Source organism: Njordella aestuarii (genome assembly GCF_056494165.1).
On record NZ_CM151397.1, the window covers coordinates 283617 to 309143 of the forward strand.

The window sequence follows — 25527 nt, forward strand, 5'->3', positions numbered from 1 at the left end:
CTTCGGTGCCGCGACGCTTCTCTGGTTTTGATTGGTCCTGCTAGGCAAAGCGATCGACAGGAAATAGTGACGATGGCGAAGGGTATACTCGGCCGCAAGGTCGGCATGACGCAAGTTTATCTAGAGGACGGATCCGCCGTTCCTGTCACTGTTATCCAGGCAGGGCCTTGCCACGTTTTGCAGGTCCGCACGGTTGATCGCGACGGTTATTCTGCAATCCAGCTGGGCTTTGGTGATCGCTCCCGTGAATCTGTGAGCCGTTCCGTTCGTGGTCATGTTGCTGCGATCAGTTCCAAGCGTTCTTCCCGTGCTGCGGGAGTCGAGACTCTTCCGAAGGCCAATTGCGAGCCAAAGCGATTTGTTCGCGAGTTCCGAATGGATGAGCCGTCTGCGGAAGTTGGAGCAGAGATCAAGGTTGATGTGCTTGATGGTGTAGAGGCCGTTGATGTGACCGGCATTACTAAGGGTTGTGGTTACGCTGGGGTTATGAAGCGACACAATTTTGCTGGTCAACGAGCGACGCACGGTGTGAAGAAGGTGCATCGCCATGCTGGTGGTACTCAGGCTGGTACGTATCCTGGTCGATCCGTCAAGGGTCGTAAGATGCCTGGTCGCTATGGCAATGATCGGATGACGATGCGAAACCTGAAGGTTGTTCGCGTCGATACTGAGAACAATTTGCTGTTGGTCCGCGGTGCTGTTCCTGGGGCGGCCGGTGGGTATGTGATTATTCGCGAAACAAATAAAGTTGGTTAGGCCGAAATGGTAACGCTTCCTGTTTTAGATATGTCTGGCAAGCAAGTCGGCGACGTTGAAGTCGACCCGCGTCAGATTGCGCCTAAAGTAACCAAGCAGCTGCTGCATGATGTGGTGGTGATGTACTTGGCGAACCAGCGTCAAGGTAGTAATAAGTCCAAGACACGGAGTGAAGTGTCGGGTTCGACGAAGAAGATGTACCGTCAAAAGGGAACGGGTAACGCTCGAGCTGGTTCGAAGCGATCTCCGGTTCGCCGTGGTGGTGGTCATGCGAATGCTCGTCAGCCTCGATCGTATTACTATCGGCTGCCGCGCAAGGCTGTTCAAGCTGCAACGCGTATGGCGATTGCTTCGAAGATCGAAAGCGGATCGGTGGTTGTGGTTGATCGTTTGACTGTTGATGCTGTGAAGACTAAGACGATGTTTTCCGCTATTCAGGCGTTAGGCTTGTCTGGCAAGACGGCAACGATTGCGACTGCTGGATTGGATCGAAACGTTTACTTGAGCACTCGAAACATTCCGGGCGTGACTGTCTCGCCGGTGGGTGATTTGAATGCGTTGAACGTCCTGCGACCTCGCAAGCTGGTGGTGACACGCGAAGCGTTGGACAGCTTGTTGTCGAAGTGTGCGGGAAGTTCTTCTTCAGAGGGGAATGGCTAAGCGATGGCAACTGCAACTAAGAAACGGATTGTGACAAGTTTAGATTTGTCGCCTCATCAAATTGTGATTAAGCCATTGGTTACCGAAAAAGGTATTCACAAAGCATCGCGTCATAATCGCTATGTTTTTCAAGTGAACCCTTTGGCGACCAAGGTTCAGATTAAGGCTGCGATCGAAGAGCTTTTTAATGTTAAGGTTTCCGCGGTTGCGACACAGAATCGCAAGGGCAAATCTCGACGTTACAAGGCAAAAGAAGGCGTTACGAAGGCTTGGAAGAAGGCCATCGTGAAGCTGCATGAGGACAATAAGCTGGAGTTTTTCTAGGCCGTGATGTGTTTTAACACCTTATAGGCTGCTTCAGGAAATAAAGACATGGGTATTCGACATTACAAACCAACTTCGCCAGGACGCCGCGGTGCGAGCGTAAGCGATTTCGCTGAGCTGACGCCAGGTGCTAAGCCAGAGAAGTCTCTGCTAAAGCGTCTTAAGCGACATGGTGGACGAAACAATCAAGGTAAGATCACCGCGCGACATCGTGGCGGTGGGCACAAGCAACTGTATCGAGTCATCGATTTTCATCGCACCAAAGATGGTGTTGATGCCAAAGTTGACTCGGTCCAGTATGACCCGAATCGATCGGCTCGTATTGCTCTGCTGGTTTATCGCGACGGTGAAAAGCGTTACGTAGTTGCGACTGACGGTTTGAAGGCTGGTCAGATCGTGAGTAACGGTGATACGGTTGCGCCGACTGTTGGTAACTGTATGCCGATGCGGAGTATTCCGCCCGGTACTGAAGTTTGCTGTATCGAAATTCAGCCTGGACGTGGCGCAATGTTGTGCCGTTCGGCTGGAACTTCGGCAGTTTTGATGGCTCGTGAAGGCACGTGGGCGCAGTTGCAGCTTCCTAGTGGGGAAGTTCGCCGTGTACCGAGTCGCTGCCGTGCGACCATTGGTAAAGTTAGTAATCCTGATCATGATGCGATTGTAATTGGTAAGGCTGGACGAAATCGTTGGAAGGGCATCCGCCCGACGGTTCGTGGAACAGCGATGAATCCAATTGACCATCCGCACGGTGGTGGTGAAGGTCGTACTAAGGGTGGTCGTCATCCTGTTAGTCCGACCGGCAAGCCTGCCAAGGGTGGTGGGACACGACGTCCTCGCAAGCCTTCGAACACGGCGATTATTCGACGACGCAAGTCGGTTCGGTATGGCCAGTTGAAGTTGAGATAGTAAACGAATGTTACTCAGCTTTGCTTTGGCGAGGTTTAGTGACGGTAGGTGTTTTAGTTGGTTACAGCACAGCTCGAGAGTGGCGTTTAGTTCATGGGACGTTCAACGAAAAAGGGTCCATTTGTCGACCCGAGATTGTTTGAGAAGTTTAGCAAGATCGGAAGCTCGGCTCCCATTACAACATGGGCGCGGCGCTGCACGATTGTACCTGAATTCGTCGGTGCAACGTTCATGGTCCATAACGGACGCCAGCACATTCGGGTTTTGGTAACTGAAGACATGGTGGGTCATAAGTTGGGCGAGTTTGCTCCGACGCGGACCTTCAAAGGCCATGGCGGTAAAGGTAATAAGCGGTAACAAGTGTTTGCGGCAACGGTCGTGTGATCGTGCAGCGTTTGCAGGTTTGATTTAGCTGACGGAAATTTGGGAGCAAGATAGTCATGTCGTTTCGATCTACGCATCGTTACGCTCGGATTAGCGCCCGCAAGGTTCGTCCCTTGGCGGATCTGGTGCGAGGTAAGTTCGCTGATGAGGCGATGGAAATCTTGCGATACCAGCCGCATCGTGGGGCGCGAATGTTGGAGAAGGTAATTCGCAGTGCAATTGGTAACGCACAAGATCCAGATCAGAATGAGGGAAGATCTCATTCTCCTGAACAATTGGTCGTTACAGAAGCTCACGTTGATGGCGGACCGATTTTTAAGCGGTTTCAACCTCACGCTCGTGGTCAGGCGTTTAAGATTTTAAAGCGTTCCAGTCACATTACGGTAAGCTTGGAACTTTTGGATTAACGCGAATTAGGCAGATCAAACATGGGTCAAAAAGTCAATCCAATTGGTTTTCGTACCGGTATTGTTACTGGATGGAAGAGTCGTTGGTACGCAGGTAAGAAGGATTTTGCAGAGCTGCTGGTCGAAGATCAGAAGATTCGCAAGTTCATTAAGCAGCATCCAACAAAGCAAAATTATCGCCAGGCTGGAATCGATCGAATTGAGATCGAGCGGACTCGCGACGAGGTGCGTGTGATCTTGTTTGTGGCCAAGCCAGGCTTGATCATTGGCAAGAAGGGACAGGAAGTCGAAGATCTACAAGAGGAGTTGCAGAACCTGATCGGACGACGTGTCAATCTTAAGATTGAAGAGTTGTCGCGACCTGAGATCTACGCTCAGCTTGTTGCAGAAGACATAGCGAATCAATTGGTACGGCGCAGTAGTTTCCGTCGAACCATGAAGCGAGCGATTGAAACGACAATGGATGCGGGTGCCAAGGGCATCAAGATTCAGATGTCGGGGCGATTGGGTGGAGCTGAAATGGCTCGATGCGAAAAGGGAAATGCAGGTGCCCTGCCCCTGAGCACGATCCAGGCAAAGATTGATTATGGTTTCGCCGAGGCCTCAACCCCTCAGGGGAACATCGGTATTCAGGTTTGGGTAAATCAAGGTTCTTACGCGGGAGATGGTAAAGATGGCGCTGATGCCCAAGCGGGTCAAGCACCGAAAAAGCCAAAGAGGTCGTATAAAAGGTAACGCAACCCGCGGGAATACGGTTGTCTTTGGTGAATTCGGTTTGCAAAGTGAACAAGCAGGCTGGATTCCAGCTCAGACAATCGAAGCGGGTCGTATCGCGGCAAACCAATACGTCCGTGGTGAAGGTAAGCTGTACATTCGAATTTTTCCAGATAAACCGGTTTCATCGAAGCCGTTGGAAACTCGAATGGGTAAAGGTAAAGGCGAACCAGATTACTGGGTCGCAGTCGTAAAACCGGGCACGGTTTTATATGAGTTGGCTGGTGTGAGCGAGCAGCAAGCGAAAGTTTGCTTTGCACGTCTGGCAGCAAAGATGCCTATTAAGGTTCGATTGGTACGACGACGCCCGATGTAAATTGTCGGCGTGCCGCCGACAGTTGGTCAAAGTCGAGAGGAATTGAGATGAGTATTCGCGATTTGCGAGAAATGAGCGACGAACAGCTGGAAGCGACGGCGAAGGAAGCTGCGGAGAATATTTTCCGTATGCGAATTCAGTCGCAGACTGAGCGGAACGATGCCACCAATCAGTTGCGGAAAAACCGCCGCTTGATTGCGAAGGTGCGAACATTGCAAAATGAACGAGCAAGCGTCAAGTAGTAACGCTTGAGATGGCCGTTGGTTCGGTCGGTAAGAGACAAGAGTTTTAATCGGTAAACGAAATATGCCACGTCGAATTTTGGAAGGTGTTGTAACCAGCGATCGTGCGAGTAAGACTCGCCGAGTAGAGATCCCGCGCGTGGTTAGCCACAAGCAGTACTCGAAGATCATCAAACGCAAGACGATTTGCCACGTCCATGACGAGAATAACGAGTCAGCGATGGGCGATCGAGTGCGAATTGAGGAGTCGCGTCCGCTGTCCAAGCTGAAACGCTGGCGATTGGTTCAAGTGCTTGAGAAGAGCAAAGAAGTAGACGTTGCAGCATTGCGTTTGGCGCGATCGCAACAAACCGACGAACAGCAATCGGCCTTGAGTGGACTTTCCAGTGGCGAGCAAGGCGGAGCTAGCGAGTAAATATGATTCAACAAGAAACACGATTGGCGGTCGCTGATAACACCGGCGCACGCGAAGTGATGTGCATTAAGGTGTTGGGTGGATCGCGTCGCCGATACGCGAGTCTGGGCGATATTATTATCTGTTCAGTCAAGAGCGTGATTCCTGGCAGCGAAATTAAGAAGAAGGCTGTCGTACGAGCGGTAGTGGTGCGTACCAAGCAACCGTGCCGCCGTCCGGACGGTAGTTACATTCGATTTGATTCGAATGCAGTTGTGTTGATCGATAAAGATAGCAACCCACGCGGCACCCGTATTTTTGGTGCGGTCGCTCGTGAGTTGCGTGAACGATCCTTTACAAAGATCGTCTCCTTAGCAAATGAGGTGGTTTAGTCATGTTGTTCCGTAAGAATGACTCAGTTGTCGTCATTGCTGGACGTGATCGAGGCCGTACTGGCAAGATCCTGAAGGTGGACCGCGAGGCTAACCGAGTGGTTGTTGAAGGAATTTCGCGATCGTACAAGCACGTTCGCAAGTCTCAACGCAATCCTCAAGGTGGCCGCTTGTCTCGGGAGATGCCAATCGATGCATCGAACGTGATGTACGTCGAAGAAGCGACTGGTAAGCCTTCCCGACTAGGAGTGCGATACTTGGCCGACGGCAGTAAAGAACGATTCGCGAAGAAGAGTGGCAAGACAATCGATACGATTGCCCCTGCCCGACCACAATATAAGCAGAGTTAAGTTAGGCGCGACCCAAAGTTGCGCTAGGCGGCCAATCGACACGCCTGACAAACGTCGGAATGTTGGTTTTAGGTAAGATTCAAATAGTTTGATCGGCACTCCGATCCACCGGAAAATTGTTAACGGTTCCCGATTATGGCACCTCGATTACAAGAGCGATACGTACAAGAGATTCGAAGCAAGTTGCAGGAGCAGCTTGAGATTAAGAATCCAATGGCGATTCCGCGCATTCAAAAAGTCGTCCTCAACATGGGTGTCGGCGAAGCGATGCAGGATAAGAAGTACTTGGAAGTTGCGATTGACGCAATGACAGATATTACCGGGCAGAAGCCGTTGACTACGGTCGCTCGCGGTTCGATCGCAGGTTTTCGCCTGCGTGAAGGAGTCGCGATCGGGTGTAAAGTCACGCTTCGCGGTGCTCGGATGTATGAGTTTCTGGATCGGTTGATCACGATTGTTCTGCCTCGCGTGCGTGACTTTCGCGGAATCTCCCGAACAGCGTTTGATGGACACGGCAATTATTCGCTGGGGCTGTCAGAACAATTGGTGTTCCCCGAGTTGAACCCGGATAAATATACCCGGCAGCAAGGTATGAACATAACGGTGGTGACCACCGCGAAGAATAACAAGGACGCGTTTGCACTGTTGGAAATGGTTGGAATGCCGTTCCGTGCACCTCGAAAGGCTGCTTCGTAATTTTCGAAGCCAGCGCAATGGTTCGGCGACCGTTTCGGGGCGAACCCAACCTGATTGAATTAACAAGCTATTTAACTACCGTTTAACCAAATCGGAACATTGAAGTCGTGGCTAGCAAAAGCAAAATTGCAAAAGCGAATCGTCAGCCGAAGTTTTCATCGAGGCGTGAAAACCGCTGCAAGATGTGCGGTCGCCCTAGGGCAGTATATCGCAAATTTGGCATCTGCCGAATTTGCTTCCGCTCGTTGGCAGACAAGGGTCTGATTCCGGGTGTTCGTAAGGCTAGCTGGTAAGGTAGGAGCACTGAAAACAGATGATGACTGATCCAATAGCTGATATGTTGACACGAATCCGCAACGCAGTACGCGTTGAACGGCAATTTGTTGACATGCCAGTGTCTCGTGTACGCCGCGGAGTAGCGGAAGTTCTCAAGCGTGAAGGCTATATCTGGGACTATCAAGAAGTTGATGGTGAACCAGTTAAGCAGATGCGTATTGAATTAAAGTATGGTCCCAACGGAGAGCGGATCATTCAATCGGTAAAGCGTGTCAGCAAGCCTGGCCGTCGCGTGTATGCCAAGTGTGCAGACCTGCGTCCGGTTATGAACGGCTTAGGCATCTCGATCGTCAGCACATCGCGTGGTGTGGTAAGCGACCGTGAGGCACGCCAGCAGAAACTTGGCGGCGAAGTACTTTGCGAGATTAGCTAGAGCCGTTTCAACGCATCGCTCATTCCTTTGAATTATTTGATTTTGTAATCATGTCCCGTATTGGCAAAAAACCTGTTCCGATCCTCGACGGCGTTAAAGTGTCGGTTGAGAATCGTAAAATCAATGTCGAAGGACCCTTTGGCAAATTGAATTTCGAGCATCGTCCGGAAGTCAATGTTCAGCTTGATGATGACGGTAAGTCGGTCAGCGTGAGCCGCGATACAGACGAGCGTAGTGCACGCGAGTTGCATGGCCTCACTCGAGCCCTAATCAGCAATATGATTGCGGGTGTAAAGTCGGGTTACGAAAAGAAACTTGAAATTATTGGCGTCGGTTATCTTGCCGCAATTAAGGGAGATATCCTGCAGCTACGCGTTGGTTTTGCCAACGAATTGCAGCGACCGATTCCAAAGGGTTTGGAAGTTACCTGCCCTGATCAAACACACATTGTAATTAAAGGGTGCGACAAGCAACTGGTAGGTCAGTTCGCAGCCGAAGTTCGTGCGTGCCGTAAGCCTGAGCCTTACAAGGGTAAGGGAATTCGCTATCAAGGCGAAGTCGTTAAGCTCAAGGCTGGTAAGAGCGCAACTTAATTTTGCTTGTTCATTGTAATATTTGTAGTTAAGACACAGAATCATGGATCATCGTAAAAGTCTTGGTGCTCAACGAGTTCGCCGATCTTTTCGAGTACGTAACAAAATCACCGGAAGCTCCGAGCGACCTCGCATGTGCGTGCATCGCTCGTTGGCCAATCTTTCCGTACAGCTCATTGATGATGCTCTCGGAAAGACCTTAGTCTCGGCGAGTACGTTGGAAAAAGATATCCGTGGTCAAGTCAACTACGGTGGAAATTGCAAAGCCGCAGAGCAACTTGGCAAAGTAATCGCCGAGCGTGCAGTGGCTGCTGGAATCAAGAAGGTCGCGTTTGATCGCGGCTCGAACAAATATCATGGTCGCGTCGCTGCGTTGGCTGATGCGGCTCGGGCTGGTGGATTAGAGTTTTAAGGTTTTAAATTTCGTCTTGACCAAACGTTCGATTCGCATTCTGGTAACTAAAGCGAAGACGATTACGTTTGAAGAGATTTTAATTTTCAAGGTTGGGGATGAACGCAGCTGTGGCCAATGACAATAACCAAAGCGACTTGATCGATCGCGTTCTGAAGATCAAACGCTGTGCCGCCGTTGTTAAGGGCGGTCGCCGCTTCAGTTTCGCCGCTCTCGTTGTCGTCGGTGACGGCAAGGGACGCGTAGGACATGGCTATGGCAAAGCGAACGAAGTGCCGCCAAGCGTAGCAAAAGCACAAAAACAAGCATCACGGGAAATGATCAGTGTTCCCCTGGTGAACGGGACCATTCCACATCCTGTTAAAGGTCATTTCGGCGCTGCACAAGTTCTCCTGATGCCAGCTAGCCCTGGTACAGGTATCATCGCCGGTCCTGCTGTACGGTCTGTCTGCGAAGCCGCAGGAATTCACGACATTTTGACGAAGAGCTTCCGGTCGAACAACCCAACCATCCTGGTTAAAGCTACATTTGAAGCGCTCAAGAAATTGCGCACACGCGAAGATATCGAACGACTGCGAGGAGTGACCTTATCATGAACGAACACGAAGTACACGAAGGTATTTTAGCGAACCGCAAGCGTAAACGCATCGGTCGCGGAGTTGGTTCGGGTATCGGAAAGACTTCCGGTCGTGGTCGCGACGGACACAAGTCCCGCAGCGGTTACTCGCGCCATCCAATTTTCAACGGTGGCGACTTGCCAATGGTCCGCCGTATTCCGAAACGCGGCTTCCACAATCGATTTGCTTCGACAGTTTTCGCGATTAACGTCGGCGAACTTTGCGACGCTTTCGATGGCACTCAAGAAATTACCCCTGAACTGATGCGTACTAGCGGGCTGATCAAGGTCCGTAGCGACGAAATCAAAATTCTGGGCGGTGGAGAAGTCACGAAAGCTTTGAAGCTGGTCGTGACTCAAATTAGCGAATCCGCTAAACAGAAGATCGAGCAAGCGGGTGGATCTGTGAAGGTGGTTGCTGCCAAGCAAACTCCTAAACAACGTGTGGCTGCACTAAAAGCCCAAGCATAAATCCATCTCGACTGCAGTGTTGCGAAGACGATGGAGCGAAAAGTCGAATGACTCAACACGATCGTCTTAGCGAGTTGTAGCCGGTGGTTACCTCGCTCGATTAAGTAAAAAGTTTGTTCGTCTTCGACTTGGATTAATTGAGATGTTCGAAAAACTGCGGATCGTTTTTACGATACCCGAACTCCGTCGCAAGATCTTTTTGACTCTTGCCCTTCTCGCTGTCTACCGCGTCGGCTACCAGATTCGCTTGCCGATTTTGCAAAGCGCCAACAGTGACCAAGGAGGCGACATAGCCTCTTTCCTTGACAAAGTTGCTGTGTTTGCGGCCGTCGATCTTCGATCGTTGACAATCTTCGGTCTTGGCATCATGCCTTACATTTCCGCGAGCATTATCTTCCAGTTGCTAGGAACTGTTTGGAAGCCGATTGAGCAACTTCGCAAAGAAGGCCAATCGGGGATGAAGAAGATCAATAATTACACTCGCTATCTAACAGTGGTAATTTGTGTTGTACAAAGTTGGTTTTTCCTGAGCATGATGACCAGTGCCGGAACAGCTCGCGTCTCGGAGCAGTTCTTCTCTGGAACGACGCTTTCCTTTGGTTGGCAGATTACGAGCGTCGCGATTATGACCTGCGGGACAATGTTCCTGATGTGGCTTGGCGAACAGATTGATGAATATGGTATTGGAAACGGCATCAGCTTGTTGATCATGGCTGGTATCGTCGCTCAAATGCCCAAGGCTTTGTGGGATCTGCGAAGTTCGATGTCCTTTAACCTCAGCGGAATGGGCAGCGGACAGATCGGACCTGACGTACTAATTGTGCTGGGTATGATCTTCGTCGCAGTCGTGTTCGCGGTTGTTTTTATCACGATGGCTCAGCGTCGGATTCCAACACAGTCGGCCAAACACGTGCGTGGTCGTCGCGTCTACGGAGGCACAAAGCAGTATTTGCCACTGCGTATCAATCAAGCTGGTGTTATGCCGATTATTTTTGCCAGCAGTCTGTTGCTGATCCCGAGCGTGCTGTTGGGTTTATTAGCCAACTGGTTCGCGTCTAGCGAGTTTGCCTCGGGAATGCTGCGAAGCGTTGCCAACATGTTTCAATCACAATCCAGTTTGGCATACAATCTGTTGTTTGTCGCATTGATCTATTTCTTCTGCTTCTTTTGGACTTCAATTACGTTCAATCCGAAAGAGATCACCGAGAATTTGAAGGATCACGGGACATTCATTCCGGGTTACAGGCCTGGGAAACGTACCGCAGATTATCTGGAAAAAGTCATGGTGCGCATCACGTATGTCGGCGCGTCATTCTTGGCGTTGGTGGCGATTGTTCCGACAATTATCACTGGCCAATTCAATGTGTCGTTTAACGTGGCGGCGTTTTACGGTGGTACCGGCTTGCTCATTGCAGTCAGTGTGGCATTCGATTTGATCCAGAAGATCGACTCGCATCTCCTCATGCGAAATTATCGCGGACTGTTGGAATCCTGAAGACGCGATAGAAGGGCCGCCTCGGATGCGGATCATATTCATTGGACCGCCCGGTGCTGGCAAAGGTACACAGTGCAAACGCCTTATTGCTGAATTTGGCATTCCGCACTTGTCGACCGGCGAGATGCTTCGGGAAGTACGCGGTCAAGATACTGCGTTAGCGCGTTGGATTGCGTCTTACATTGATGCCGGCAGGTTAGCTCCTGATCATCTGGTAATGCGCATTGTCGGCAATCGGCTCAAGCGTGAAGACTGCTTGGCAGGTGCTCTCTTCGACGGAATGCCGCGTACTCTGATACAAGCTCAAATGTTGGATGACATGCTTGCGGAGCATAGCTGGAGTATTGATGTCGCCATTGAATTGGAAGTCAATGAGACGGAATTAATCGCTCGCCTGCTGAATCGCGCGACACTTGAAGGTCGCCATGACGATACGTACGACACGATTCGCGAGCGATTGCATGTTTTCTACACGCAAACTGCTCCTTTGACTGACTACTACGCGCGGAAAGAAAAATTGATCCGCATCAACGGTATGAACGAACCGGACCAAGTATTTCAAGATATTTTGGACGGGATTGCTAGATTCCGGGATTCTAATAAATAGCTCGGTCACTTCGAGCCCCCTGGAAGTCGCAACCCTCTGGGGTGTAGCGGGTTGCCGCAAGCTTCAGTTCCGCTGCTAAGACCGTTTTTCGCGGTTTTTGCATGCATTTGGTGCATAAAAACGTAGAGGTGCCCCTGGTTTGGAGCAGGCATGCGGAACTTTCTCTTCGCACACACGTCCAAGATTTGCTATGAAGTTCCGTGAAGCCTGTATTTGCCTAGTCGCAAGTATTTTAGGTATTGCGGACTTGCCAATTTTTCATTGTTGTATGCCGGGACAAACGAGTCTTTGTCCTGTGAAATTAAGTTGAGTTATGAGCCGTCCATTTCCAGACACCGACGAATTGCTAACAGGCTTGCTTGACGGCCAGTTAGATGCTGCGGAACGCGCGGAATTAGAGCGGCGTATGGCGGAAGATGGCTCGATTCAGCATATGGCCGACGCTTTGGCCGTGAATCGGCGGGTACTATCGAGTATTCCCGTCCGAACGACTCGCCCGTTAGCGTCGGATGTGATTGCTGCAGCCTCTAAGAAGGCGGCCGCGATGGGGGCAAATGCCCCGTCTTGGATACCAATTCAGCAGAACGATCATCGACCGACATCCCACGTTGTTAGTCGTTGGACGATGCGAAAATCAACTCGAGCTGCAGTTGGATTCGCGACGGCCGCTAGCATACTGTTTGTCGCGCTGAGCGCTGGTTATTGGTTTCAAAGTGATGCGGGTAGCAAAGCAAGACCCGAGTCTGGTCAGCTCGCGGACTCAGGTGCAAATGTTTCAAATCCACCACCACCAAGTGACGGACCGGAATCTAAGCCACTTCGCGAAGAGACTTCGCCATTCGATGTAGCTGCCAACAATCCATCAGTCGTTTTGCCCAAACAGACCGATGCGCCCGGGGACGTAACCGCTCCGCCGTCGGGCGTAGTATCGAACCCGTCTGGCGAATCAGCCGCTGGATCTGGTCTTGTTGCTGGGCATGGTCTAGGCGAGCGAACTGACGGTGTGGACTCGATGGTCGGGACTGTTCCTGGAAGAATTGCGGATGATGAGATCGCGGGCATGGAAGCGATGCTGGGATCAGGTTTGTTGTTGATCGTTGATGTGAGCGTTGCAGAGGACGTGAACTCTTTGGATGTCCTGAATGACGTTCTATTAAAGTATGACATTGCTTCGGGAACTGAGATTGCAATTCAGCAAGACACGATCGACACGCTTGAAAAAAGTCGGCTGGTTGAAGGTCCAATTGAAGCCAAACGAAATGAGAAGATCGCTCAGGAGACAACACTTGTCTTTGTAAAATCAAGAGCTAGTCGGCTGGATTCGGCGATCTTGGAATTGATGGTTGATGTCGACGCGTTTCCTGAATTTTCTTTTGATCTGGCGATGGATCCTCCGTCACTCGATTTGTTTCATCAGCTGAGATTTATTCAGGAAGCTGCATTGAGTCAGCAGGAGCAAGAAGCGGCGACCAGGAGCAGCATCGCTACTCCGATAACGCCGAGTGCCTCACAAGATTCGTGGGTCGCCTCTTCGCGACGGCAGGCACCTATGCCGCTAGAAATTCGTAAAAGCTCGGAGAGTCCTGCCGGTGCTTTGCTAACGGGCGAAGCCGGTAATCCGGTCGTCTACGCGTTGTTCGTTGTCCGCAACACGCAGTAAAAGTTAAGCATTGCGGATAGTAAGATTTAGAGGCTGCTGCCTCTACTTACTTCGGCATCTTTGGTGATTCTCGTCCGTCTCTGGTGCCGATCGCTCGCCAAGTGATAACATCGATACTATCGTTGACGAACTGTGTTGAAGCATCACCGCGGACGACGTTGACGCCGCCCACGTGGTAGCTTCGAGCGGAGATGATAGCGTGTTCACCGGGTGCGTCGGGAATTGAGCTGCGTTGCCCGCAATCGATATGTTCCCAGTTTGGTGGGGCGACATGGTTGTACATGGTGCTTGAATAGAAGGCGAATGGCCAGCCGTTGGAATAGTCTGTTCCAGCCAGCCAGCGACCTGCCGAATTGAAATTGAAAGAGTCGACAACAAAAGGGCGACTTTCGCATTGCGCAAAGAACTGCTCCGGAGTCAACATTCCGTACGATCTTGCGGTCAGCGTGTTGATATCACCTCTTTGTGGTAGTGAATTCGTTAAATCTGCGCCACTGCCCATCGCTCGTTCGGAGAAGAAGATCGTATTCGACATGCCATCTAAAATCGCAGATGATTTAAGATGCTTGCCGATTGTAAACGCACCGTTACCCCCCGCTTCCAGTTTGCCCAATTTTGCTTCTGTGTTGGTGTTATTTCGTGAGTCGAGCGCTCCGCCGTAGGGAGTACTTCCACCGAAGTTATAGCGGTAACTGTTCTCGGTGACGTTCCGGTGGTTGTTAATTTCAGAAGGGCAAATGAAGATCGGGCCAGCATGGTCATAGGCAGCGTAGTTGACGTTGATTGGAGTACCTGCCATCGTCATACGCACCGCGGTAGGCGCGGCGAAATCGATCATGCTGTAGATCACCTTTTGGTCCATGTGCGGGAGCAAGAAGGTGTGCACCGATCGAAAACCAGTCCAAGCTTTGTTTGGTAGTGTGTTTGGATAAGTTGTGTAGTTGGTTTGCACGACACCGTTGATCGAATAGTCAGGAGCCATTCTGCCTTCGGGCATATATTTAAACGTCGATTCGTAATTGTTCAGAGCAATCCCGAACTGACGTAGTTGGCTGGTGCATTGTGCCCGTCGGCCGCTTTCGCGTGCTTGCTGCACTGCGGGAAGAAGGAGGGCGATAAGAAATCCAATTATGGCGACGACTACGAGTAGCTCGATAATTGTGAAGCCGCGATGACGGTTGCTCATGGCGTAACCTTTTGCTTTGGTCTTTTGAGTCGGATTAGCCAAAATAGCCTATGGCTTATCGCAACACCTGATCAGAAGCTTAAAAGATGTGAATCTTCATCGTATCTTCTTTTAAGCTCTTCACCCGAGACTCACCAGATGCGGCGGTTAGCGATTAGACTTCGCGCGGGGGCGACATAGCAGCCGGTGAGCATTTCGTAACGTCTAGGACCTTCCGAGCGATGTCCACGTTCAGGCACTTTGCTAAGCCTTTCCAACCGGGCACTGCATTGGCTTCGAGAACAACAAGCCGTCCGTCTTGCGTTGGAAGCAAGTCGACACCGACCATCTTGCTTCCGAGAATTTCCGCAACTCTCATCGCAATTTCAAGCTCGGTTGTTTTCGAAGTGTAAGCCGTTGCCGTGCCTCCTCGAGAAAGATTGGATCGCCAATCGTTAGGATTGGATCTTAAGACAGAGAATGCTTCGTTGCCAATGACTAGGATGCGGATGTCGCTATCGAAGTGCGGCAAGTATTCTTGCAGGTACAACACGGACTGGCAATTTTCAAGCGTACCAAAGACTCGCCACGCGTGATCTTCACAGTTGATGCGCATGAGTCCCCGCCCTTCTCCGCCGAAAAGAGGTTTTACGACGACATCACTTCCCAAAGCTTTAAAACCTGCCATCGCTTGTTCCCGAGTCTGGCAAGCGAATGTGCGAGGAGTATTGATTCCGTGACGGCGAAGTATTTCCAAGGTAAGCCATTTGTCGATCGCAATCTCCAGCGTTCGAGCTGAATTAACAACAGGTGTTCCCCGAGCGTTGAGGGCGTGGAGAGCGTTGATCCGAAAGATGATTTGTTCGAGCGATCCAGTCGGCATTGAGCGTACTAGTATCGCGTCCATAGAACAGAGGTCGATGGCAGTTCTGGTCGAGTTTCGAGAATCGGTATGGAGGGAGCTATGGATTGAAAGCTCGTTTGAGAGTTCTGCCGCAAGATCGCGATAGTTGATCAAATGCAGTTGTTCGTCCGGACGTGTTGCTCGCTGAAGATCGCGGGCGTACCAACTATTGCTTTGGCAGAGGATGGCTAAATGAAACGTAATGAGGCTCCGTTGATCAGTGGGAAGTGTTCGACGAGGGCGGTGGCGATTGGACGAATGGCTTGAGATTGTTACCATAAAGGTAGATCATTAGGATCGAAGCCAAGAAATTTAGCTCAACTGTAACGAATCGCAATATGACGCTTTGTGTGGAAGACACCCCCCTCAAAATTGGTTCGCACCAGCTTTCAAGTCGCTTGATCGTCGGGACGGGCAAATACGACACGATGGAGTTGATGCGTGATTCGTTGGTTGCCTCTGGGGCGACGTGTGTAACGGTGGCCGTGCGTCGCGAAAAGCTGTACGACCGCTCTGGTCAAAACATCTTGGATTACCTCGATCCAAGCGTCTATACGCTGCTGCCCAACACAGCCGGATGTTACAACGCCAAAGACGCACTGCGTGTCGCGAGATTGGGGCGAGAAATCCTTCAAACGCTTGAAAATCCTGGAGCTAACTGGGTAAAGCTAGAAGTGCTTGGCGACAGCAAAACATTGTTGCCTGATCCGATTGCGACCTTAGAGGCTTGCCAGCAATTGGTCGATGATGGCTTTGAAGTGCTCGCTTATACCAACGATGATCCGATTACGGCTGTGCGACTGAAAGCGGCGGGAGCGGCTGCAGTGATGCCGGCGGGATCTCCGATCGGTTCTGGGCAAGGGATTTTGAATCCAAATAACATTCGAATCATTCTCGAATATTTAAAAGACGGCGACCCGAGTTACCCAGTAATTGTTGATGCTGGCGTCGGTACGGCGAGCGACGTGGCCGCGGCGATGGAGTTGGGAGTTGATGGGATTCTCTTAAATACGGCCATTGCGCATGCTCGAGAGCCGGTCCAAATGGCGATTGCGATGAAACTGGGTTTGGAAGCTGGCAGGCTAGCGTACCGCGCTGGTCGAATTCCCAAGCGTTTGTACGCACAGGCATCTAGCCCTGAAGAAGGGGTCATCACTTCGCGGCCCTGGTGATGTACGACCGCTGGCTCAGTTGAAGGAGGGACGCATGCGACTGAGCTTTTGATTGCTTTGCAACAAAACCGCACGACGCGTTGCGACGATTTGTTACAATGTCGCCGATCAATTTTTTGCGGTAGTCAGCTAGATGGAGTCGCGCCTTGAAATATTTTATCGGGATTGATATTGGGGGCACTACGACGACAGTAGCAATCGGTAATTCTAGTCTCAATATTTGTTTGGTTTCTGACCAATTCGCAACCGATTCAGCTTCTGGTCCTTCGGCTGCTTTGACTAGCATCTCGCGTCAAGTCAGTTTGATGTTGCGAGAATTGTCTGTTTCCCCAGATGATTGTTATGGCGTTGGGTTATCGACTCCAGGGCCTTCGACGTTAGACGGAGTGTTGCTTGGTACACCAAATTTGAAGCATCCAGAGTGGCGACAATTTCCGATCCGTGCGGCTCTGGAGGATCGTCTGAGGAAGGCGGGCTTCCATTGTGACGTGGTTTACATCGGTGACGGGCAATCGGCTGCGTTGGGCGAATTCCAAGTCCGAAGCGGAACATGGAAGTGGAGTGGATCTCAAGAGAGTGCGCTAGAGTCGAATTTGCGGTCGCTCTTTATGGTAATTGTCGGCACGGGTTTGGGGGGAGGCGAGGTTCGGGATCGTGGCGTCGTCCGAGGGCTCGCAGGCAGAGCTGGGCATGGTGGGCACATCTTTTTGCCGGCCGCTGCGTTCCGTTATGAGCAAGATGCGGACCTGTTAGTGGGGAACGCGAAATCGACGGTTGAATCCGCTGTCTCGTTGACTGCGTTGACGCATCAATTGGCGTATAGGTTGTCGCTTCCGAAGTGGGCTGATCATCCGCTTCATGAGATTGAAGCATCTATTCGTGACAAGGCGAAAGCGTTGCGGGGGTTTGCCGACGCCGGCGATTCGTTGGCACTTGAGCTGTTTGATGATCAAGCCAAAGCTTTGGGGATTGCGTTGCTGAGCATCAACTATATCGGGGACTTCGATTTGTTGGTTATTGGCGGAGGCGTGTGCGATCTTTCAATTCCCGTGCGTGAGCGGTACATGAAGATGGTGCTCGATTCCTACTATCGTCACGCTTTGGATGGCTTTCGCGGGAACGCTCGTATTGAATTCTCGGTCTGCAATGATACGGCGCCGGTGATTGGAGCGGTCGCTTATGCCTGGCAAAATTCACTTTGAGGAACTATTCGTTTCGCAGTGCTAGCTTTCTGAAATTTTTCAGCTTGCGAGCGGGGCAGTTCGGTCAACTTTATATTTTTTCGAAAACACCGTTTGCGTGTGACCAAACGTGTCACAGCACGGTCGGATAATATCAGTAGCAATCAAGCGAAATGGCGTAAGTACTTGCAAAGTGGATAGCAAAACATGTTAGAATCCGTGGCTGGTGTATAGGCGTTCAATCGCGTCTGATGTTCTGAGTTTGGTACGATTCGATCAAAATTTTGAGGAGTTGCCGCGATGGCTGGTAAGAAAAAGACGGTTAAATCTACTGGTGGAAAAGCTGTTGATGGAATGGAGTCAATTTACAAGCGTGAGCCTGGCTTGCGAACGACGCTAGAGCAGATCGAGAAGCAGTTTGGCGAGGGCTCGATTATGCCCTTGGGTGGCGAGTCTCAACTGAAGATCTCAGGTATCACCACCGGCTCGTTGTCGCTGGATATGGCGTTGGGTGGATTCGGTGTGCCTCGTGGTCGTATCATCGAGATCTATGGTCCTGAATCCAGCGGCAAGACTACTTTAGCGCTGCACATCTGCGCTGAGGCACAGCATGCAGGCGGAATCGCTGCGATTATCGACGCCGAACATGCGTTTGACCCGACTTGGGGTAAGAAGTTAGGAGTGGAGCTTGATAACCTTTTAGTATCGCAACCGGGCAGCGGTGAAGAAGCGATGCAGATCTGCGAGATGCTCGTAAAGAGCAACGCAGTTGACGTCATTGTGATTGACTCGGTGGCGGCGTTGGTGCCGCGGCAAGAGTTGGAAGGAGAGATTGGCGACTCGCACATTGGACTTCAAGCGAGGTTGATGAGCCAATCGATGCGTAAGTTGACGGGGGCGATTGCTAAGAGCAAGGCGTCGGTGATTTTCATCAATCAGATTCGTGAAAAAATCGGTGTGATGTTTGGTAGTCCGGAAACGACTCCTGGCGGTCGCGCATTGAAGTTCTATGCGTCTTGCCGAATTGATGTTCGTCGAACTGGTTCGCTTAAGGATGGCGAAGAAGTCGTAGGGCAACGGGTTAAGGCCAAGATTGTTAAGAACAAGGTCGCGCCTCCGTTCCGCGTGGCTGAATTCGATATGATGCACGCAGGCGGGATTAGCTATGAAGGCGACCTTTTGGATTTAGGCATGGCGCACAAGATCGTCAGCCGTAGCGGTGCCTGGTTCAAATATGGCGAGACGTATTTGGGACAGGGCAAAGAGAAGGCTCGTAATTTCTTGATCGAAAACCCCGAGATTTCGGCCGAGATCCGTGAACTGATCCTTTCAGCTGGCGGCTATACTGGGCCTGAAAACGTCGAAGCAACCGAAGATGCAGAAGAGTTGAGCGAAGTCGACAGCTGATTTATCGCTCAAAATGCTGCAATTTCAAGCAAAGCAGCGATCGCGGTTTAACGCAGTCGCTGCAAAACTTTGGTCTTAAACTTCTCGGCGCCCCCTATTCATTGGGGGCGTAAACGTGCCAAAATAGCCCCTTGCAATGCTGGTCACGCCTTTTAACTTTGAGATCAAAGGATTAGATATGTCGGTTCATGGGTTGTTCAATAAGCTGCAACGCACATTCTTATACGCTGTTGTATGCGTTGCCATGTCCTCACTTGCGTTTGCTCAAGAGCAGCAATCTTCTGGTTCGGAAGTTGGTGTCGATCAGCCGACGGCGGTGGTGGCAATCAACAGTCTCGACAAGTTTTTGCCAGACTTGATGTACTTGATTAAGGCAAGCGGACAACCTCCGATGATCGGCGGTATGATTTCGATGTCTGTGAATCAGTATTCGCAGGGGATCGACCGGACCCGGCCAATCGGTGTGGCGGTGACTTTGAAGGAAGATGGGCAACCGCAAAGTTTTCTCATGTTGCCGATCAAGGATATTGAGGATTTCTTTGCAGGCACAGCGCAGGTCATTTCCCGCAGCGACCTTGGAAATAATCGCTACTCGCTGAACGTCGGGATGTCGAATGTCTATGGGCGCTTTGACAACGGATGGTTATTTGTCACACAGTTCGAAGACGACCTAGAGAAGATTCCATCGAATCCACAGGGAATTATTTCTCGCTTGTCGGATCGTTATGACCTCTCTGTCAACATTCGCATTCAGTCGATACCGGCGGAACTACGAGACGAATTTATCAAAAACTTGGATCAAGGTTTCGAAGCAGCCATGTCGCGCGGCAATGCTGGAAAATCGGCTGAAGAGATTGCTCAACAAAAGGAAACGGGCAAGCGAGCGATGCAGCAGATCAAGGATACGATCCAAGATACGGATCAATTCTTGGTCGGTATTAACATTGACAAGGACGCGAGAGCTGTCGTGTTTGATTTCGGTACCAAGTTCGTTGCCGGTTCACGACTGGCCAAGCAAACAGAGATGCAGAAAGGATTGACTAGTGCATTTGCATCGTATGCGTTTGAATCCGATCCGATCCAGGCAATGTATCGTTCGAAGATGGGCGAGGAAGAAATCAAGATGGCTCTGGATAATATCGAGATGCAAATGGGCCAGCTCGATACTTCGCTGCGAAACTCTGTCAACGATGAAGTCGCACGCGATGTTATCAAGCAACTTGTAAACATTTTTTCCAAGTCGTTTAAAAGCACGCTGAAGGGCGGCAACATTGATGGCTGCTATGCGATCAACTTTGAAAACGGAATCAATGTTTTAGGTGGAGGCACGGTGGCCAATGCTAAAGAGCTCGAACAAGATTTTGTTGCGTTCTTAAAGCAGTACGCAGGAAATTTGAACGCTCCTCAGATTACCGCCGGCCCAACCAACGTTGGTGGATTGAACACTTATACGGGCACCTGGAAAGTGCCGGGAGATAGTACTGAAATGCAACAGGTCATGGGCGAGACGGTGCCCTTTGTCGTTGCATTTGGCGACAACCAAGCGGCACTGGCGCTAGGTGTAAATAGTCAAACGGCACTTGCGGCGGCCATTGACCGAGCGAAAGCGGCATCGGAAACGCCATCCAATCCATTTGACCTTCAAATCGAATTGACTCCAATTCTTCAGTATGCAACGACGCTGGCGAAAGACGAAAAAGTACTGACTGTTCTGCGAGCTGCTATTGCCAAGTCTGCTGAATTCTCTTCCAACGACATGGTTCGTGTCACCAGTCGCGCGGTGGATAATGGATTGATTATGCGATTAACCATTGAAGAAGGTGTGATGCAGATCAGCGGTGCAGCAGCCACGGCGAGCGCTCCGCAACAACGTGGTCGCTAGTCAGTAAATCTAGTGATAAATTAGGGGCAGGAGTGCAATCGCTACCAGGGTTTGCTTTCCTGCCCTTTTTCGTTGAATTCGCCTTAGGCATTGCTAGTTAATGACGAGCAACTAGTCTTTACGTTTTCATGTTGCAGTGGAGTTTTTTTCGCAAATTTGAATTTAGACAGCGCGGTCATGTCAGAAGATTTAAGACAACAGAGCGAGTACACGTTTGGCACAAGGACTGCGTTTCGAACTCAGGACGACTGCGATCGATTTGTTGAATTGTTGGTTAGGGAGAATCCGGTTCAGATTGAAGTTGGATCTGGGAAAGGTCTCTTTCTTGTAAACGCGGCCAAGCAGTTCCCGGGCGTCCAATTTATTGGACTTGAGATTGCCTCGAAGTATGCGGCGATGTGCAACAAGAAGCTTGAGCGAGCGGAGCTTAAGAATGCGACATGTTTTTGTGCCGACGGCGTAATTGCTTTAGACCAGCATGTGGCCGACGAACGCGTTGATGCTGTGCATGTGTATTTTCCGGATCCGTGGTGGAAAGCAAAACACAAGAAGCGGCGAGTTCTGAATTCGCGCATGATTGCGGCGATTGATAGAGTGCTCAAGCCAAACGGCAAGTTGCACTTTTGGACTGACGTGCTCGACTACTTCGAATCAACTGTTGAGTTAATTGCGTCGGAAACAAAGTGGGATGGTCCGCATTTGATTGAAGAGCGGACTGCGGAAGATGATCTTGATTACCTAACTCACTTCGAGCGACGCACAAGATTGAACAGTTTACCAGTGTTTCGATCTTACTACGTCAAGAGACCTGCGTAGCCGAGCCGGATGCTTAGTGGATTTCGCGGTTTGCTATAGCAACGTGTGAGTGCCAAAAGAAAAACAGCCCGCCTTATTCTTTCGAACTTGGCGGGCTGTCTTAATAACGTCTGTCTTAGGAGCTTAGCAGAAGGTCGTTTCCAACCTCACCGTTAGCAGTGTCCCTTTCGGGAGCACTAGCGAATGGTCGTGCTGCTAGCTTGAATGACTCGACGCTTGCTGTTCAAGTAAGCACTTGGGTCAACAACTGGTGCTGGTGCAGCCATTGGAGCAGCAGGAGCTGCAACTGAACCGCAAGAGCTGCATCCGGAGCTGCATGGGCTTGCAACTGCTACGTCGCAAGAATCACATGCTGGAGCGCACTTGCTGCGTCCACCGAATAGCTTGGAAAGTAGACCGCATCGCTTCTTCGATCCGCAACCGCTGTCGCAAGCCGAAGCTCCGCAAGGATCGCAAGCAGCGATTTCGCAACCGCAGCTAGGAGCTGCACCGCAAGGATCGCAAGCAGCCATTTCGCAGCCACAGCTAGGAGCTGCACCGCAAGCGGCCATTTCGCAACCACAGCTAGGAGCTGCACCGCAAGGATCGCACGAAGCGATTTCGCAACCACAGCTTGGTGCTGGCGAGCAGCAAGAAGCTTTCTTAGCATGCAACTTCTTCAACAAGCCTAACAAAGGCTTGTGGCAACGTTGTTTTCCACATCCGGAATCGCAAGCAGCAGCGCCGCAAGGATCACAAGCAGCCATTTCGCAACCACAGCTTGGTGCTGCGCCGCAGGCTGCCATTTCACATCCGCAAGATGGTGCAGCTGATGCACATGGATCGCAAGCAGCGATTTCGCAACCGCAGCTTGGATCAGCGCTACAACCGGACATTTCACATCCGCAGGATGGTTCACTAACCGACGTATCGCAGCATGAGCTTGCACAGCCACAACCGCTACCGCCGAGCATACGGTCCAACAGTCCAAAACCGAAGCTTTGGCTTGCAAGGCTAACGCCAAGGACCATCGACCCTACAATAATGTTCCACTTCATCGACAATCATCTCCCTTATGATTTGAACGCCGAACCTGAGTCTTTAGGAATTGTTACATATCGGCATAGCTGGAGACCGGTTTCGGCGCACGAAGCCGCCGCCGAAATCGCCCTCAAGCCGACGTGGCCTTTGAATTTGAGCAACCTGCAAACAAGCTGCCCAAATTCGACTTCGTTGACCGACTCGCAGACAAACATCTGTTCTGCAACAGGTGTTGTCGTCTACTTCCGCTATGTAACTGTGCAACGGCGGGTTGCTGTTGCTTCCTTTTCCAAACATTAGTCAGCACCGAAAGCGATACTGAAGGCGTCCATCCCAATGTTCGGCAAGCCTTAATCGAATGTCATTCCCTCCGACCTCACGATAGGTCGGTTACACCAACTAAGGCTTCGTGGTTTAGATATCGGTATTGCTTTCCAAAGCGCTTGAGCAGGCGATGTCATTTTTCCGCAAATACCCAAGTCTGCCGAGCTTAACAAAATGGGTTGAGTTTTCCGCCTGCGGAGTTTGCTTCAAAAGGTAGGCGTTACAGGTTTCCTAGATACTTGTAGTTTGCCAATGCGATCGGCTTTTTAGCCTCCCATTTTGCCCAGCTCCGTTGGTCACAGCTGTTCGTTATTAACGGTATATCAACGATAGTCGACGGAATGAGGGGAAGACTGCGTCAACGTCTCCTCTCGCGCCGTACGAACCTCGGCTTTTGCTCGCAATGTTGCGGGAGCTTTTCGCAATGTTCGTTCAGATGTCTTAAAGTTTAAAACAACCCGCGAGTGGCAAAGAAGGTCATGCAGCGAGCGACGATCCTTAGAGCTAATGGCTGCAATAACTTCCGCTAATAAGATCACAAGTATGAGAACATAAGTGATCTCAACGATCAGTGAGAAGTAGATGCCTCCAAACAGACCAAGGGGCAATAGCCAAGCGGTTGCATTTCGCAACAAAGCTCGTAGCACTGCTTGATCGCGTCCTAGCACTAACCCATGCTGTTCTGTGACTCGCAATTGAAACAGATAACGGCCGACCGATTGCTTGCCGAGTCTGGCCAGCGTTAAAAACGTTAATGGTACGCTTAAGGCGCACAACGCAAGCACAATATTCCACGGACGAATCACTGAAAAATATGGCCCGTACGGTGGCAACTGCAACGTTGAAAGATAAATAGGGATTGCAAATGGAAGAAAGGCAGCGAGAAGTATCGTTTCATCAATCGCAAATGCTGCCGCACGAAGTGCTATACCCGCCACCGTCGTGCTGACCGGTTCGATACTTTGCAAATCGTCAAGCAATTCCGTGTAGTTTCGATAGCGGTCGAGCGGGTTCTTGGCGAGCAGACGGTCCAAAACACTCTTTAGTTCAATTGGCAGCTCACGCGGCCACACCTCTGGGTATTCGACCGGATTGGTTGCATGGCAGAGCAACTGGTCTCTGACATTCTGTCCTTTAAATGTGAACGGCAGCCTGCCAAAGATCATTTCAAAGAGAGTTATGCCAATCGCATACATGTCGCTCTGGATAGATACCTCAGATGTGTCCAGTAATTCTGGTGCCATATAAGCGGGCGTCCCAGAAAGTGGAGCCTTGGGCAAGTTGTCTAGGGTCGACCGAGCTAAACCGAAATCGGAAAGCTTTACATTACCTGCATCGTCAATCAGCAGGTTGTTGGGCTTGATGTCGCCGTGCACAATATTGATTCGTGACGCATGATCTAGCGCGCTGGCCAATTGACGTGCGATGCGAATCGCATCCGCGTAAGCAATGGGACCATTGTTAAGTTGTTGTCTCAGTGTCGTGCCATCAACCAATTCCATTGCGAGGAACGGTTCCGATTCAGTTCGGCCAACGTAATAGATAGTCACAACGTTAGGATGATTCAGCCTGGCCTGGGCTACGGCTTCGCGAATTATGGAGGAGGTTACAGAATGCTGATCAGCCCCATAGCGAACATCATTGATGACTTTGACAGCGACATAACGTTGCAGTGAGGTATCAAGAGCTTTGTAGACGGCGCCCATGCCGCCGGAGCCAAGCATGTTTTCTAGTTGAAAGTGGCCGAGAGTGATGCCAGCTAGTTTGCCCGACGACGGATTTGAGTCAGGGCCGGTAGTATTGCCGTGATCAAAGCTCCCCTGCGAGTGGAAGTCATCCTGCGAAAGCGTGATGGCGTCCGCTATTCTCTTTGCCGAATTGACTACATGGCCACAATTGGCACAAGCCGTGGCCATGTCTCCTACCACGACAAACTTCGCTCCGCATTTGCAATCAAAAATACGTTCATCGTCACCGGCTTCTAAGGAGCCAGCCGCGAATTGTTGAGTGTGTGATGAAGAAGCATCCACTACGGGCATCTATACGAGAGGAGTTGGCGGCGGATTTGGTTGCAAGTGACTGTTCGTTTGGACATGCTGACGAAATAATACGCCCTGGAAAAGGTACGGACGCGTTACGTCCCATTGCAACCGCGCTCGGTTAGCCGATCATAAATTATAGCCAAATTTGGGTCCGATACCATCTTGGGGCTAGCCCAGATTGCGGTATTTGACTCGCGTAAACAACAAATACCCTTGCCGGTCCGATGATTCTAAATTCTTATATCGCGTTGGATTTGAGGTTTGGCAACTTTCTCACTAAGCTAGTTTGATTCAGAACAGGCCTCGTATCGAATCTTCTGCGTCGATTTCAGCCTAAAGCTGCCGACCGCGCGGACCGCGAAATATCCGTTGTACCCTACCCCACCTTTGCATCTCTGCACTACGGCTTATGACTACATTCATCCGATCTCGCCCGTCTACCCCCTCCCC

The 25527-nt window shown here is 50.8% G+C and carries 31 protein-coding genes; 28 read left to right on the forward strand and 3 right to left on the reverse strand.

Translation table 11 applies throughout. The features are described 5' to 3' along the window. Positions 1–105 precede the first annotated feature (105 nt). The 22 genes from rplC to SH451x_RS01105 all read left to right on the forward strand — a co-directional run bounded on the left by rplC (position 106) and on the right by SH451x_RS01105 (position 13164). Positions 106–756, forward strand: a complete 651-nt coding sequence (rplC, locus tag SH451x_RS01000) for a 50S ribosomal protein L3 (RefSeq protein WP_479362937.1) — start codon at positions 106–108, stop codon at positions 754–756. A 6-nt stretch (positions 757–762) separates the two neighbouring features. Then, a complete protein-coding gene (gene rplD / locus SH451x_RS01005; RefSeq protein WP_479360408.1) occupies positions 763–1416 on the forward strand; it encodes a 50S ribosomal protein L4 in 654 nt (217 codons plus the stop codon). A 3-nt stretch (positions 1417–1419) separates the two neighbouring features. Continuing rightward, positions 1420–1740, forward strand: coding sequence for a 50S ribosomal protein L23 (rplW, locus tag SH451x_RS01010; RefSeq protein WP_479360409.1), 321 nt, complete (start codon positions 1420–1422; stop codon positions 1738–1740). A 48-nt stretch (positions 1741–1788) separates the two neighbouring features. After that, positions 1789–2646 carry a 50S ribosomal protein L2 gene (gene rplB, locus SH451x_RS01015; RefSeq protein ID WP_479360410.1) on the forward strand — a complete coding sequence of 286 codons (858 nt, stop codon included), beginning with the start codon at positions 1789–1791 and terminating at the stop codon, positions 2644–2646. A gap of 93 nt (positions 2647–2739) precedes the next feature. Beyond that, positions 2740–3003: a 30S ribosomal protein S19 gene (gene rpsS / locus SH451x_RS01020; RefSeq protein ID WP_479360412.1), complete on the forward strand. Its 264-nt coding sequence runs from the start codon at positions 2740–2742 to the stop codon at positions 3001–3003. Positions 3004–3086: 83 nt separating this feature from the next. After that, positions 3087–3437, forward strand: coding sequence for a 50S ribosomal protein L22 (gene rplV / locus SH451x_RS01025; RefSeq protein ID WP_479360413.1), 351 nt, complete (start codon positions 3087–3089; stop codon positions 3435–3437). Positions 3438–3458: 21 nt separating this feature from the next. Continuing rightward, positions 3459–4172 (forward strand): 30S ribosomal protein S3, encoded by a 714-nt coding sequence (gene rpsC, locus SH451x_RS01030; protein ID WP_479360414.1) that lies wholly within the window; start codon positions 3459–3461, stop codon positions 4170–4172. Continuing rightward, complete coding sequence (gene rplP / locus SH451x_RS01035; protein ID WP_479360415.1) at positions 4120–4527, forward strand: 50S ribosomal protein L16; 408 nt, start codon at positions 4120–4122, stop codon at positions 4525–4527. The genes rpsC and rplP overlap by 53 nt, the downstream gene beginning before the upstream one ends. Positions 4528–4574: 47 nt before the next feature. After that, positions 4575–4769 carry a 50S ribosomal protein L29 gene (gene rpmC, locus SH451x_RS01040; RefSeq protein ID WP_479360416.1) on the forward strand — a complete coding sequence of 65 codons (195 nt, stop codon included), beginning with the start codon at positions 4575–4577 and terminating at the stop codon, positions 4767–4769. A gap of 64 nt (positions 4770–4833) precedes the next feature. Next, the gene (gene rpsQ, locus SH451x_RS01045) at positions 4834–5184 is read left to right on the forward strand and encodes a 30S ribosomal protein S17 (protein WP_479360418.1); all 351 of its coding nucleotides are present in this window, start codon (positions 4834–4836) and stop codon (positions 5182–5184) included. A gap of 2 nt (positions 5185–5186) precedes the next feature. Continuing rightward, positions 5187–5555, forward strand: coding sequence for a 50S ribosomal protein L14 (gene rplN, locus SH451x_RS01050; protein WP_479360419.1), 369 nt, complete (start codon positions 5187–5189; stop codon positions 5553–5555). Between the two features lie 2 nt (positions 5556–5557). Continuing rightward, positions 5558–5905, forward strand: a complete 348-nt coding sequence (rplX, locus tag SH451x_RS01055; protein ID WP_479360420.1) for a 50S ribosomal protein L24 — start codon at positions 5558–5560, stop codon at positions 5903–5905. Between the two features lie 135 nt (positions 5906–6040). Continuing rightward, entirely contained in the window at positions 6041–6601 is a 561-nt protein-coding gene (gene rplE, locus SH451x_RS01060; protein WP_479360421.1) for a 50S ribosomal protein L5, read from the forward strand. A gap of 107 nt (positions 6602–6708) precedes the next feature. Further along, complete coding sequence (locus SH451x_RS01065; RefSeq protein WP_479360425.1) at positions 6709–6894, forward strand: type Z 30S ribosomal protein S14; 186 nt, start codon at positions 6709–6711, stop codon at positions 6892–6894. Positions 6895–6914: 20 nt separating this feature from the next. Next, complete coding sequence (gene rpsH / locus SH451x_RS01070) at positions 6915–7310, forward strand: 30S ribosomal protein S8 (protein ID WP_479360427.1); 396 nt, start codon at positions 6915–6917, stop codon at positions 7308–7310. Between the two features lie 50 nt (positions 7311–7360). Then, positions 7361–7903 carry a 50S ribosomal protein L6 gene (gene rplF, locus SH451x_RS01075; protein WP_479360429.1) on the forward strand — a complete coding sequence of 181 codons (543 nt, stop codon included), beginning with the start codon at positions 7361–7363 and terminating at the stop codon, positions 7901–7903. 43 nt (positions 7904–7946) lie between these two features. Further along, positions 7947–8315: a 50S ribosomal protein L18 gene (rplR, locus tag SH451x_RS01080; protein WP_479360430.1), complete on the forward strand. Its 369-nt coding sequence runs from the start codon at positions 7947–7949 to the stop codon at positions 8313–8315. A 98-nt stretch (positions 8316–8413) separates the two neighbouring features. After that, positions 8414–8911, forward strand: a complete 498-nt coding sequence (gene rpsE, locus SH451x_RS01085) for a 30S ribosomal protein S5 (protein WP_479360431.1) — start codon at positions 8414–8416, stop codon at positions 8909–8911. Then, complete coding sequence (gene rplO / locus SH451x_RS01090; protein WP_479360432.1) at positions 8908–9402, forward strand: 50S ribosomal protein L15; 495 nt, start codon at positions 8908–8910, stop codon at positions 9400–9402. Before rpsE ends, rplO begins: the two co-directional genes overlap by 4 nt. A 142-nt stretch (positions 9403–9544) precedes the next feature. Further along, positions 9545–10897 carry a preprotein translocase subunit SecY gene (gene secY / locus SH451x_RS01095; protein WP_479360433.1) on the forward strand — a complete coding sequence of 451 codons (1353 nt, stop codon included), beginning with the start codon at positions 9545–9547 and terminating at the stop codon, positions 10895–10897. A gap of 25 nt (positions 10898–10922) precedes the next feature. Beyond that, complete coding sequence (locus SH451x_RS01100; protein WP_479360435.1) at positions 10923–11504, forward strand: adenylate kinase; 582 nt, start codon at positions 10923–10925, stop codon at positions 11502–11504. A 313-nt stretch (positions 11505–11817) separates the two neighbouring features. Continuing rightward, positions 11818–13164, forward strand: a complete 1347-nt coding sequence (locus SH451x_RS01105; RefSeq protein WP_479360436.1) for an anti-sigma factor family protein — start codon at positions 11818–11820, stop codon at positions 13162–13164. A 46-nt stretch (positions 13165–13210) separates the two neighbouring features. Here SH451x_RS01105 and SH451x_RS01110 read toward each other — a convergent pair whose 3' ends face one another. After that, the gene (locus SH451x_RS01110; protein WP_479360437.1) at positions 13211–14350 is read right to left on the reverse strand and encodes a DUF1559 family PulG-like putative transporter; all 1140 of its coding nucleotides are present in this window, start codon (positions 14348–14350) and stop codon (positions 13211–13213) included. 154 nt (positions 14351–14504) lie between these two features. Continuing rightward, the gene (locus SH451x_RS01115) at positions 14505–15512 is read right to left on the reverse strand and encodes an ATP-grasp domain-containing protein (protein ID WP_479360438.1); all 1008 of its coding nucleotides are present in this window, start codon (positions 15510–15512) and stop codon (positions 14505–14507) included. 59 nt (positions 15513–15571) lie between these two features. Here SH451x_RS01115 and SH451x_RS01120 point away from each other — a divergent pair, with 59 nt between their 5' ends. The 6 genes from SH451x_RS01120 (at position 15572) to SH451x_RS01145 (ending at position 23011) form a co-directional block, all read left to right on the forward strand. Continuing rightward, positions 15572–16405 carry a thiazole synthase gene (locus SH451x_RS01120; protein WP_479360439.1) on the forward strand — a complete coding sequence of 278 codons (834 nt, stop codon included), beginning with the start codon at positions 15572–15574 and terminating at the stop codon, positions 16403–16405. A 146-nt stretch (positions 16406–16551) separates the two neighbouring features. Then, the gene (locus SH451x_RS01125) at positions 16552–17607 is read left to right on the forward strand and encodes an ROK family protein (protein ID WP_479360440.1); all 1056 of its coding nucleotides are present in this window, start codon (positions 16552–16554) and stop codon (positions 17605–17607) included. A 279-nt stretch (positions 17608–17886) separates the two neighbouring features. Continuing rightward, a complete protein-coding gene (recA, locus tag SH451x_RS01130; RefSeq protein WP_479360441.1) occupies positions 17887–18993 on the forward strand; it encodes a recombinase RecA in 1107 nt (368 codons plus the stop codon). Between the two features lie 136 nt (positions 18994–19129). Further along, entirely contained in the window at positions 19130–20875 is a 1746-nt protein-coding gene (locus SH451x_RS01135) for a hypothetical protein (protein WP_479360442.1), read from the forward strand. A gap of 177 nt (positions 20876–21052) precedes the next feature. After that, positions 21053–21691 carry a tRNA (guanosine(46)-N7)-methyltransferase TrmB gene (gene trmB, locus SH451x_RS01140; RefSeq protein WP_479360443.1) on the forward strand — a complete coding sequence of 213 codons (639 nt, stop codon included), beginning with the start codon at positions 21053–21055 and terminating at the stop codon, positions 21689–21691. 363 nt (positions 21692–22054) lie between these two features. Continuing rightward, complete coding sequence (locus SH451x_RS01145; RefSeq protein WP_479360444.1) at positions 22055–23011, forward strand: hypothetical protein; 957 nt, start codon at positions 22055–22057, stop codon at positions 23009–23011. Positions 23012–23358: 347 nt separating this feature from the next. Here SH451x_RS01145 and SH451x_RS01150 read toward each other — a convergent pair whose 3' ends face one another. Then, the gene (locus SH451x_RS01150) at positions 23359–25074 is read right to left on the reverse strand and encodes a protein kinase domain-containing protein (protein WP_479360445.1); all 1716 of its coding nucleotides are present in this window, start codon (positions 25072–25074) and stop codon (positions 23359–23361) included. Positions 25075–25527: the final 453 nt, after the last annotated feature.